10 protein-coding genes are annotated in these 11,228 nt (G+C 47.7%); 3 read left to right on the plus strand and 7 right to left on the minus strand.

Going from position 1 to position 11,228, the window contains the following annotated elements; all coding sequences use genetic code 11:
- Nucleotides 1-141: 141 nt before the first annotated feature.
- Together QVC96_RS07020 and QVC96_RS07025 are read left to right on the plus strand one after the other, a co-directional pair.
- Nucleotides 142-1,326, plus strand: coding sequence for a Cdc6/Cdc18 family protein (locus tag QVC96_RS07020; protein WP_238025562.1), 1,185 nt, complete (start codon nucleotides 142-144; stop codon nucleotides 1,324-1,326).
- Nucleotides 1,289-1,627, plus strand: coding sequence for a hypothetical protein (locus QVC96_RS07025; RefSeq protein ID WP_287690380.1), 339 nt, complete (start codon nucleotides 1,289-1,291; stop codon nucleotides 1,625-1,627). Before QVC96_RS07020 ends, QVC96_RS07025 begins: the two co-directional genes overlap by 38 nt.
- Here the strand turns inward: QVC96_RS07025 and QVC96_RS07030 are convergent.
- Nucleotides 1,624-2,859, minus strand: coding sequence for an NADP-dependent isocitrate dehydrogenase (locus tag QVC96_RS07030; protein WP_238025565.1), 1,236 nt, complete (start codon nucleotides 2,857-2,859; stop codon nucleotides 1,624-1,626). The two genes, QVC96_RS07025 and QVC96_RS07030, sit on opposite strands and share 4 nt — an antisense overlap.
- A 92-nt stretch (nucleotides 2,860-2,951) precedes the next feature.
- Nucleotides 2,952-3,464: a class I SAM-dependent methyltransferase gene (locus tag QVC96_RS07035; protein WP_238025566.1), complete on the minus strand. Its 513-nt coding sequence runs from the start codon at nucleotides 3,462-3,464 to the stop codon at nucleotides 2,952-2,954.
- A gap of 141 nt (nucleotides 3,465-3,605) precedes the next feature.
- On the opposite strand from QVC96_RS07035, the gene QVC96_RS07040 reads away from it, so the two are divergent.
- Complete coding sequence (locus QVC96_RS07040) at nucleotides 3,606-6,824, plus strand: S53 family peptidase (RefSeq protein WP_287690382.1); 3,219 nt, start codon at nucleotides 3,606-3,608, stop codon at nucleotides 6,822-6,824.
- 76 nt (nucleotides 6,825-6,900) lie between these two features.
- Here QVC96_RS07040 and QVC96_RS07045 read toward each other — a convergent pair whose 3' ends face one another.
- The 5 genes from QVC96_RS07045 to QVC96_RS07065 all read right to left on the minus strand — a co-directional run bounded on the left by QVC96_RS07045 (nucleotide 6,901) and on the right by QVC96_RS07065 (nucleotide 11,190).
- On the minus strand, nucleotides 6,901-7,245 hold the full coding sequence (locus QVC96_RS07045) for a hypothetical protein (RefSeq protein WP_287690383.1): 345 nt from the start codon (nucleotides 7,243-7,245) through the stop codon (nucleotides 6,901-6,903).
- A gap of 47 nt (nucleotides 7,246-7,292) precedes the next feature.
- Complete coding sequence (locus QVC96_RS07050) at nucleotides 7,293-8,642, minus strand: hypothetical protein (RefSeq protein WP_238025571.1); 1,350 nt, start codon at nucleotides 8,640-8,642, stop codon at nucleotides 7,293-7,295.
- A 64-nt stretch (nucleotides 8,643-8,706) separates the two neighbouring features.
- Nucleotides 8,707-9,495, minus strand: coding sequence for a hypothetical protein (locus QVC96_RS07055; RefSeq protein WP_238025572.1), 789 nt, complete (start codon nucleotides 9,493-9,495; stop codon nucleotides 8,707-8,709).
- Nucleotides 9,496-9,532: 37 nt separating this feature from the next.
- Complete coding sequence (asd, locus tag QVC96_RS07060; RefSeq protein ID WP_238025573.1) at nucleotides 9,533-10,606, minus strand: aspartate-semialdehyde dehydrogenase; 1,074 nt, start codon at nucleotides 10,604-10,606, stop codon at nucleotides 9,533-9,535.
- Between the two features lie 65 nt (nucleotides 10,607-10,671).
- Nucleotides 10,672-11,190 (minus strand): hypothetical protein, encoded by a 519-nt coding sequence (locus tag QVC96_RS07065; protein WP_287690385.1) that lies wholly within the window; start codon nucleotides 11,188-11,190, stop codon nucleotides 10,672-10,674.
- Between the last annotated feature and the right edge of the window lie 38 nt (nucleotides 11,191-11,228).

Below are 11,228 nucleotides of genomic sequence, written 5' to 3' on the forward strand. Positions count from 1 at the left end.
AAATAACTAATGGAAACACTGCACATATACTGTAACACGTTCAGCTATTTGGTCCTGAGTAATAACATCGTGATATCATTACGGGATAATACTATGACGCTAAATGAAACTCAATTTAACCTAGGAAACTAAGGAAACTCCGTGATCAGAGAGGCGTTAAAGGGGGGTAAGGGTGAGGTTATTCGAAACCCAAAGGTTTTCATAGACCCCCTGTCAGTCTTCACGGATATCCCCTTCAGGGAGGACATAATCAGGGAGACAGCCATAGCAGTCAGGTATTTCGTGAAGAACGACGTTAAGTTCTCCAACCTGTTCCTGGGCCTGACGGGGACAGGTAAAACCTTTGTGGTTAAGTACATCTATAACGAGATTGAGGAGGTGAAGAAGGAGGACCAAGACTACAACGGGGTAAAGCAGGTCTACCTGAACTCTAGGGAGGTTGGGGGAACCCCTCAGGCTGTCCTCTCGGTAATTGCGGAAAAGCTTACCAATAGCCTAGTTCCGAGGCATGGGGTGAACCTGGGAGAGTATATTGACAAGATAAAGAGTGTGCTTAGGGGCAAGAAGGCCCTCATCTATCTGGATGAGGTGGACACCCTAGTGAAGAGGAGGGGAGGAGACATAGTCCTTTATCAGTTGTTAAGAGCCGACGCAGATGTTTCGGTCATCATGATCAGTAACGACATCAACGTGAGGGATTACATGGAACCTAGGGTTTTGTCGTCACTGGGTCCATCGGTCATTTTCAAGCCCTATGATGCCGTTCAGCTCAAGGAGATCCTGGCCAAGTATGCCGAGTACGGTCTAATAGAAGGGACCTTCAACGACGAGATACTCTCTTACATAGCTGCAATATCTGCGAGGGAGCACGGAGACGCGAGGAAGGCGGTGAACCTTCTCTTCAGATCTGCGCAGTTGGCCTCGGGAATTGGTTTCATCAAGAAGGAGCACGTGGATAAGGCCATAGTGGAGTACGAGCAGGAAAGGCTTTTCGAGGCAGTTAAATCTCTTCCCTTCCATTACAAATTGGCATTGAGGGCCATCGTAACCACGGAGGACGTGGTAACTGCACATAAGGTCTACTCCAAGTACTGCGATAAGCTAAAGCAGAAGCCACTCTCCTACAGAAGATTCTCGGACATAGTCTCGGAGCTGGACATGTTTGGAATAGTGAAGATAAAGATAATGAACAGGGGAAGGGCCGGGGGAATAAGGAAATACGTGGAAGTTCATGACAAGGAGAAGATAATGAAAGCCCTTGAGGAGAACCTAGCGGAAGAGATGGGCTATGAGTACGACGAAGGATCCGATGTGGAAACGAGTTAAGGAACTGGAGGATAGACTTTCCCAACTGGAGGAGAGGAGGAAGAGGATAGAGGAGGAACTGAACTCGCTCCCCAATGGTCACTTGGAATCCAAGACAATTAACGGTAACGTGTACTATTATCTCAGGTACTGGGAGGAGGGAAAGCTCAAGAGCAAGTATCTGGGAAGGGAGGCAATCAAGATTAAGGAGCAGGTGGAGAAGGCCTCAGAGTTGAAACGTGAGCTCTCCATGATAAAGGAAGAGGAGAGGAGGATTCGAAAAACACTTGACAGGATTTCGCTGGCCCTAGGTATGGGCTAAAGGGTATCCATGATGTTGATGAGTTCCTTGGTGAACTCAGTGGTGCTTAAGGCTTTCACTCCCATGAACCTGGCGAGGTCCTGGGTAACCCTCTTCATGGACACTGCCCTCAATATGGACTTCTCCACAAGATCAGCTGCCTCATTCCATCCCATGAACCTCAGCATGAGTTCACATCCCTTAATTATTCCCGTAGGGTTGGCCACGTTCTTCCCAGCGTACTTGGGGGCAGTACCGTGAATTGCCTCAAACATGCCTCCCGAGTCACCTATGTTTGCCCCACCCAGCATTCCGATATTTCCTATGAGGGCCCCCGCCGCGTCTGATATGTAATCCCCATTCAGATTTGGAGCCAGTATCACGTCGTATTCATCTGGCCTAGTTATGATTTGCTGGAACATGTTGTCAGCTATCCTATCGTTGACCACTATCTTTCCCTGAGGTGCCACTCCGTTATACTGCTTGGTAATCTCCTCCTCGGTCACAATCTTATCCCTGTACTCTCTCTTAATGAGGTCATAGGCCCAGTCTCTGAACGCGCCCTCAGTGTACTTGAGCACATTTCCCTTATGCATTATGGTTACCTTCTTCCTTCCATGCTCAATGGCGTAGTTCATGGCCATCCTGGTGATCCTTTCGGTCTTGAACCTGCTTATTACCTTGATACCTATCCCTGTGTCGTCCTCCACATCCACGTGAAGTTCGTTCTTGAGGAAAGACCTGATCTTCTTAGCCTCCTCGCTGTCATATGTGTACTCTATACCCCTGTATAGGTCATCAGTGTTTTCCCTGAAGATTATCATGTCCACCTTGTTAGGTTCCTTCAGTGGTGACTCCAGTCCGTCTATATACTTTACAGGCCTGATGTTGGCATACAGGTCCAGCATGAGCCTGATGGCTACGTTCACGGACTTCCATCCCTTCCCTATGGGAGTCTCCAGCGGGCCTTTGACCACGACCCTGTAGTTCATGAGCATTTCCTGAGTCTCCTTGGGGAACCTGTCCCCTGTCTTTGCAAAGGCCTTATCCCCTGCCAGCACCTCAACCCACTTAATCTCCTTCCTGGAGCCGTATGCCTTCTCCACGGCCTTGTCCACAACCTGCCTTGCTGAGGCAACAATCTCAGGTCCTATACCATCTCCCTCAATGTAAAGTATCACTGGTCTGTCCGGGACTATCCATCTCCCGTTTTGGAATGAGATTTTTTCACCGTCATCGGGGACTTGCGACATGAAAGTTAGGTAGTTCGAACAACTTTTAACTTTTTGGATGATAACGCGGTACTCGTTAACCGGGGAGTTAAAGTCAAATTTTGTGCCGATAATCACTCCTTTCTTGCAAGGTAATAGAAGAGCGCGTTCTCCTCCCTGTAAGAGATCTCCTTGAACCCCTTCAATTCCGTTCTCTCCCTCCTCACTATCACAGGATCCACGAGGAGGAACGTTCCTCCATCCCTCAGAACCCTTCTTATCTCGGTGAAGAGGGACTCCCTCTCGTGTTTTCTCAGGTTGTAAACGAACATCACCGAGTAAACGAAGGAGAAGGAGGAGTCCTTGAGTGGAAGCTTCAGGTCAGGCCTCTCAATCTTTAGAAACTCCACCTGAGCTCCCTCCTCCTCAGCGTTCTTTACAGCAGTCTCCAGAGGAAATTCATCCCATATATCCAGCGCAGTGATTTTTCTCTTCCATAATTTGGATAACTGTATGGGAATGAGCGAATTTCCGCATCCCACATCCAGTACTTCTCCCTCAACCTTTAGCTGTGCAAGTCTCTTGAGAATGAAGTTCTGCTCATCGAGGGTTATGCCCATCCTTCTCACTGGATAGTAAGTTGGCATATTACGATCCTACGTTAAGAGGAAATGTTAATATTTAAAGATAAATATTAAAAAGCAACACCTCTTCCTTCGCGGATCAGTGGCCTAAAATCAAAAAATGTCACGAAAAAGTTTTTGATATTACAGGTGCATGGGGAACTCATGATCAAGGAACTTCTGCTCATAGCACTTATCTTAAGCCAGGGAATACCACTATTTCATCTTGGGCAACAACAGGGGTCTACCCTTCCTCCCTCTCAGCAGGTCATGGTCTCCATAGTGGAGAAACCGCAGAACTTGGAGTTACTCCAGCTCTACGTTCAGGAACATAAGGTTCTGACCAGGGAACAAGTTCAATCGCTCTTCATTCCTACGGAGAAGATAGATCAACTTGTGCGTTACCTGAACAGTTACGGCATAAACACAAACGTGTACATGAATGTGATAACAGCGACGGGCACGGTATCCCAGTTTGAGAGAGCCCTGGGAGGAACCTTCTACTTGGAGAGGTTTCATAACCTGACCTTTTATCAGTATGTTGGCGCCAGTTCGCCCCTTGTTTCCAACGCACTGGTCTTCTCCACCAACGTCACCACCTCACTTCTACAGAGGCCCAGCACCCTCATTAATGTGACGCAGGCAGTTGCCTTCTCCCAGGTGACTCCATCTCAACTTAGGTATGCATATAACGTCACTCCCCTGCTTCACAGGGGAATAAACGGCACAAATGTGACCATTGGCATTGTGGACTTCTACGGAGATCCATACATACAACAACAGCTTCAGGAATTTGACTCTGACTATAACATAAGCAATCCTCCCTTCTTCAAGGTGGAGAGTATAGGTGCATACAACCCCAATGACGGGATCTCCAGCGGGTGGGCACTTGAGATTTCGCTTGACGTGGAATATGCTCATGTGCTAGCCCCAGGTGCGGGGATAATACTTTACGTTGCGAATCCCAACGCAACCCTTCCCCAGATCATTGCCTACATAGACCAGCAGGATCAGGTCTCCGTGGTCTCGCAGAGCTTTGGCATCCCGGAGATATACGTGGCCTTGGGCTTAATACCCCTATCCATGGTACAGTCTATGAATTACGAGTACTGGTTGGGTGAAGTCGAGGGAATAACCTTTGTGGCCAGCAGTGGTGATGGAGGAGGAAACGGGTATAACTTCTATCTCTCTCCCTTGGGAAACCTAGTGCTTCCGGCTTCTGATCCCTACGTGCTTGCTGTTGGGGGAACATCTTTGTACTACTCCAACGGAAGTGTTGTCCAAACTGCGTGGAGCGGTGAAAGTTTGTTCGGCGCATCAACGGGTGGATACAGCGTGATATTTCCCAGTCCTTGGTATCAGGGTGCCCACGGGTTCAGGATGGTACCGGACGTGGCAGCCGATGCAAACCCATACACGGGGGTTCCAGTCACATACTACTACAATATCTCCGAGCTAGTGGGAGGTACCTCTGTGGCCTCGCCCCTTGTGGCAGGTATTCTGGCGCTGGCCGTTCAAGTTCACGGTAAACTTGGATTTGTGAACCCTCTCATCTACTCATTGAACGGAACAAAGGCCATATCTCCCGTGGAGTACGGGTATAATACACCCTATATTGTGAACGGAACTCCAAACCCAGTCACGGGCCTAGGCTATATAAATGCAGGCTACTTCGTATCCATGATTTCCCCTACCCAGGGTATATCTGTAGCAGTGCAAAACACCACCTACATGGACGGCCAGGAGGTTAACGTTGTTGTCAAGGCTCCACCCTCACCTCAACCGCTCGCCCAGATCTTCAATGGATCGGCACTGGTGGGACAGGTTCCGCTAACCTACAATGGAACATACTGGGTTGGCCAATTCCAGGCTACCGGATCGGGAGTTGAGGAGGTGATAGTTACCCAGGGCAATCAGATGTCCGGAGCATACTTCACAGTTGGCCTGCAAGCTCAGTACCTCCTTCCTCAGGTTGCGCTTTACCCAAGTCCAGGCAACCTGCCAGTTCTGGTCCACTTAACCTATCCAAACGGAACTACCGCCTATCCCAGGTCCCAGTTCTCGGCTAGCCTGTATAGTTACAACCCGGAGACAGGGCAGGAGAAGTTGATCTCAACTGTAAAGCTCACTCATCCCCTTGTACTGAACTTCAGTCAGTACGGCATCACCCTAAGTAACGCATCCGATTACGTATTCGGTACCTTTTCCCTGAACTCCTCCATGGTAAGTGGAATATATCTGGTTAAGATTCCGGGCACTTACGGTTTCGACGAACTGGTTGCAGGAATATATGTGGTACCCTACGTGGTCCCTGGCATAGCTACTGAACCCCTGGTAGTTACTCCGGGAGAGAACTTCACCTTGGCAGTGTTCGCTGAAACTCTGGGTTCGCCTAATATAACAGTGAGTTTCATTAAGGATGGAGTCCCTTACTTCACTACCACAGTCAATTCCATTGAGACCTCCTTAGGTCAGTTCTACGTTAAGGAACTCTCCTTGCCCAAGGGAATTCCTCCAGGATACTACAACGTGTTAGCTTATGCCAGCTATAACTTCAGCAATTACACGGCATCAGGAGTAGGCGTAACTCAGGTTTACGTTTCTCCGTCGCCTGTTCAGATTACCTTGAGTGGACTCCAGGAGACCATGCTTCAGAACTCAACTCTGGTCATAAATGCATCAATAACATACCCCAACGGTACACCAGTGAAGTTCGGCACGTTTACGGCAATTGTTATTCCCTCATACCTACAGGGATCCTTTGACTCTCTGGCAATCTCCAATGCTGTCCCTCTGGAGTATAGGAACGGTTCATGGATCGGCTACTTCAACCTGCCCTCCGGAGGTAACTCCAACGGACTGGGACTTTCACCTTACGGCTTAGCTGGTTCCTGGCAGGTATATGTAGACGGTGTGACCTTCGATGGCTATCCAACCGCGCTCAAGTCATCCCTAGACTATAACACGCTAAACGTCATACCTCAACCCTATGCGACCTTCGTCCTCTTACCCTATGTCTTGACTCCGACCTTCAATGGAACCTCTGGGTACAACCTCTACATACTGAACGCCACTATAATTAACCATAACGCGACTCTTGTTAACTCAGTCATATATAACCTGACCGCAGTCAATGCCACGGTAAGCCTGATAAATAGCCAGGTTTTCCATTACACATTGTCCAACGCAACCCTCCTAAACAATACTGCGATTACTCCAGTTCAAATTCTAACCACGAGCGTGGGACATCATACTCCATTACCATCCACCGTTACCAGTCATATTACCTCGAGATCGGTTAATCAGAACATATCAACTACAGTGGCATTAATAATCCTCGTATTCGGTCTAATCCTAGTCGTGTACGTCTGGAGAAGAAAATGAGAGGTTTTTTAGTCTGTTCACCTGTTACCCAAACCAAGCCTTCTATATTGTTCTCTTAAAATAAGACTTGAGTACATCACGAGATTTCAGTAATCATTCCAACCCATCCTTCCTGATCATACATGATGTACTGAACCTTCACCTGAATTCTCTTAACTCCTGCCTTTGTCCTTACTCTTAGATTGTAAGTAAAGTAGTATATGTTACCGTCCGTCTCGACATCAGCCTTCTTGGGAAACTCAATCACGTAATCGTACTTTTCAGAGAGCTCCTGGATCTTTGTGGTTAGCCTCGTGATTATATCCTTCACGGAATCCCCATAGATGGGCTCAAAGGTTATGGCCCTTAACTCCTCCTTGAACGCAGAAATGCTTTCCGTCATCCTGAGCTTTCTTGTTTTTTCTCTGATTTTCGCATCCACGGTATTCATTGTATCGGCCGAGAATAAAAATATCCCTGATCGCGTCTCTAGAAGTAAAAGTCCTCAAATAGCTTCCTTATCCTCCAACCCTCCTCCTCCAGCCACGCTATCCCTTTCTCTATATCCTGCCTTAGCCCCCTCACGTTATCTTGCAGGCCCACACTGGGGACGGAAAATGACGCGATTTTCTCTTCATCAATAACGGTATACATGTTCTCCAGTTTACTACCGAAGCCTAGTAAAGATCTGTTTCTTCCCCTATACATCAGGGGAGATACAACCTGTGTGAAGCCGTAGTCATCCTTCGCCACCAGGAGTGGAAGTATTACCTCCAGTTTCTCGTCAATGTAGATGGTCCTTCTGGCTAGGGATGCGAGTTCGTTGAGCTCCCTCCTTTTCAATTCCTTAACGCTCTCGAGAGCAGATTTTACCTCATTAACAATCTTTCTTGAAGCCTCAAGCTTACTGTCTACCTGGGCTAGTTCTTGGTTCTTCTTCGCAACTAGGGAGTCAATCTTTTCCTTGTAAACCCTTATCTCTCCCCTGTACGGCTCCAGGGCTTGGTTAATCTGTGCTTCAAGGTCCTTCATTAACTTGTCTTTTGCAGATTCAAGGGAGGAAACCTGTCTTTGAGAGACCGATCCGCTTTCCGCATCCAATCTCGTCTTGGCTATAACCCCGTATATCTCGGAGAGCTTTGGAGCAAACTCTAGTACCTTCTTCTTCACCTCTTCATAGGCAACTGGTTTCCTCTGTTTCAGGAGTTGTTCCAGCTCTCCCCTAGTTTTGTCTATCTCCTGGTCGTACAGGGACTCTATTCTCTGCCTTTCCTCAGCTATCTTTCCAATGAACGTGTCTGAAATCGCGATAAAGCTCTTGATGTACTCATCCACCTTAATCAGCTCGGAGTTCACCACGTCCTGAAGCCTCTTCCATTCCTCTACCTCTAGAGACGCCATCTCCTCCGTTATCTTCCTTTCTAGGATCTGAACTGGCAGGGACATGGATGGGTTTTTCAGGAGGGTTGTGATATCATCTCCTATCACGCCCTTTAGCCTAACGGACTCCTTCCCTCTGGGTTCAGCCCAGGGAATTTTCCTAACCAAGTTCAGGAACTCGTCCGGTGTAGCCACCTTTGAAAAGGAATCAAGATAGTGCTCGTAATCCCCCAGGACAGTTCTATTAAATGTGGTATCTAGTTTTCCTGTCTCGTCAATAAGAAGATAACCACCTGAATCCTCCATCCTCAAGAGAAGGATGGGCCAGCCCAACAAGGTAACGGAATTAACTCTTGTTCTCTTAGAGAGTACCTTAGAGAGCGCTACCACCAGCTGTTTCTCTGGAGAGAGTGGAGAGCCACTGGTGTCCACTACTAGGGCAACTTGGACAGTCTTCATGTGAGAACTTTAAAGCAATTCCCCACTATAATTCTTTAATCTTATGATCAGATAAGGCCTGTCTTCAAACGTAATTGGAGACCTCTAGGACCATTCTCTTCACTCCCTCTACGCTCTGAACGAAACTCGGATCTAGCTCCTCAAAATGACTGAGAAGTTTCACGGTTTCTGTAATACCTCTCTCCACTAGTAACCTGTCAATATGAAGGTTTCTCTGCCCCATTAGCACGGCCAGTTTCACTTCCTCGGTCTTAAGAAATTCATCCAGCTTACCTGCCAACCCTAGGGCCTTGAGCGAGTCTGCCCTGTTCACGGTCTTCGCCCAGGGGTACTTCTTCTTTACCTCCTCAAGGGCTTCGCTGTCGTAGGCCATATCGTTCAGAACTTCCATAATGTCCCTGGAATCGTCCTCCTTCCTCTTCCTTACCAGATCCGAAATGAAGGCGAAGAAATCCTGAGTTATTTTCACCTCTCCTTCCTCAGGATAGGGGTAGATCGAGTTAGCCGTTGCATCATCCCTTATTGCGGAGAAGGCCTTCTCTATGTCCTTCCTAGCCTGCTCCAGGGGAAGGGGTTTACTCAGAATCACAGATGACATCCCTACAACGGATATCACGTCCACACTTATCAGGAGCTGAACTGCCTCACTATATCCCGGTTCAGCCAGTTTGGGGTAAAACTTCCTGCTCCTCAGGTAAAGGTTGGGCCAGCTCACTAAGCTGAAGAGTATGGGACTCTTGGAGTAGTAAATTTTCATATAGTAACCGCCATTCAATCTTCTGTACACGGATACAGCCTTGTCCTTATCTATTCCAGCTTTGACCGCAAGCTCTATAAAATCCAAGATTATCAAGAAGAGAAAAAGAACGTCTGGGATTAAAAACTAGAGCTTACCTCTTGTCTATGTAGCCCTTCTCGATAAGGAGCTCAGCGGTGAGCACGCCCCCTCCTGCGGCCCCTCTAACAGTGTTGTGGATAAGCGACACGAACCTTATGGTCCTCGGATTCACTTGCTTGAGTCTGCCCACTACGACACTCATTCCAGGCGGATTCCCTGCCCACCTATCGAAGAACACCTGTGGTCTGGCATCTTGAGTAGTAACTAGGATTGGCTTCTCTGGAGCGGTAGGTAACTTCAAGTCCTGAGGTTCTCCCTTGAAGGACTCCATTGAGTCCATTACCTTTCTTACGTCTGTGTCCTCCTTGAAGGTCACGTATGCAACCTCGTAGTGTCCGTGAATTGTGGCAATCCTGTGTGTTGTAGCGTCTAGGGTTATCTCGTTAACACCTGGTTCCGGAACGTTCCTCTTTACCTCGGACAGAATCCTTGTTATTTCCTTCACGGTCTTAGCGTCATATCCATCCCCCAGCGGGAGAGCGTTGTCCACTATATCCAAGGACGCGATTCCGGGGTAACCTGCACCTGATAGGGACTGCATTGTAGTTATCATTACTCCGCTCATCTTGAAGTTCTGATAGATGGGGGTAAGCGGAATTGCGGCCCCCTGAGCCGTGCATAGGGGTGTGGTAACTATGAATCCCTTCCAATCTCTCCTCTTTCTTTGTTCATCTATCAAGGTTACAGTATGCGGATTAACCTCAGGTATTATCATGGGGACGTCCATGTCAAACCTGTGATCAGGAGAGTTGCTCACTACATTGAATCCCAGTTTAGCGAATTGCTCCTCTACGGGTCCCGCTGCACCCTGCGGTAATGGGGAGAAAACTATGTCAACGTCATCCATCAGCTTCGGATCAGTGGGCTTCACTTCTTGGTTTGCTATTTCCTTGGGTACATTTCCAACAGTTTGCCATCTCACTATCTCTCCATAGGGCTTTCCTACAGAACCTTTTCCTGCAAGATATGCCGGCTTAATATAGGGGTGATCCGCTAACATTCTAACGTACTCTATTCCAACCAGGCCTGTGGCCCCGAGGATTGCGGCCTTTAACGTTCTCCTCATGAGTATCACTAACTATTCTGCACTTGTAGAATATAAACTTACTTTAACCGTATAAGTTCTACAGTTTATACTCCTATAGAAATAAAAAATGCCTCAACGAATCCGCTCACCATTAGGGTCACGGCTACCACTCCTATCACCAGTGCATAGGTGGGAAGTTCTTTCCTCCAATTACCATTTAGAATCGCCCTAGTCATGAAATAACTCTCCGTCATCATGGCTGTATAGGAAACAAATTCCATCCAGAAGAACGGGAGAAATGCCTCTAACGTGGGAAGCGCTACGCCGGGCACTCCTTCAAAAGAACCTATTGCAGAGAAAGCGTAACCCGTGTCTGCCATAATGAACAGACCCACAGGAATACCAACAAAGGGAAGGGACATGAAGAGGGATAGAAAGAAATTATGTCCAGCAATAGATGTTCCCATACCTACGAGGCCCTGACTGGGAGAGACCGTGGAATTCAGGGAATTCATTATTTGTTGACCCACCTGTGGAGAACTGGGAAGGGAGGCAACCACGAACAGGACAGTGACATTCGCTATTAGCAGAATGAAGTAAATCTTAATCCTGGTAATATTCATGCAGGTAATTGTGTCCTAGAGGGAAAAAAAGGCTTTTC

Origin of the sequence: Metallosphaera javensis (ex Sakai et al. 2022), assembly GCA_021654415.1 — an archaeon.
Lineage (GTDB): Archaea > Thermoproteota > Thermoprotei_A > Sulfolobales > Sulfolobaceae > Metallosphaera > Metallosphaera javensis.

Coding starts and splice junctions, on each gene's coding strand:
- QVC96_RS07025 (WP_287690380.1), top strand. CDS start 1,289: ATGAGTACGACGAAGGATCCGATGTGGAAACGAGTTAAGGAACTGGAG.
- QVC96_RS07030 (WP_238025565.1), bottom strand. CDS start 2,859: ATGTCGCAAGTCCCCGATGACGGTGAAAAAATCTCATTCCAAAACGGG.
- QVC96_RS07035 (WP_238025566.1), bottom strand. CDS start 3,464: ATGCCAACTTACTATCCAGTGAGAAGGATGGGCATAACCCTCGATGAG.
- QVC96_RS07040 (WP_287690382.1), top strand. CDS start 3,606: ATGATCAAGGAACTTCTGCTCATAGCACTTATCTTAAGCCAGGGAATA.
- QVC96_RS07050 (WP_238025571.1), bottom strand. CDS start 8,642: ATGAAGACTGTCCAAGTTGCCCTAGTAGTGGACACCAGTGGCTCTCCA.
- asd (WP_238025573.1), bottom strand. CDS start 10,606: ATGAGGAGAACGTTAAAGGCCGCAATCCTCGGGGCCACAGGCCTGGTT.
- QVC96_RS07065 (WP_287690385.1), bottom strand. CDS start 11,190: ATGAATATTACCAGGATTAAGATTTACTTCATTCTGCTAATAGCGAAT.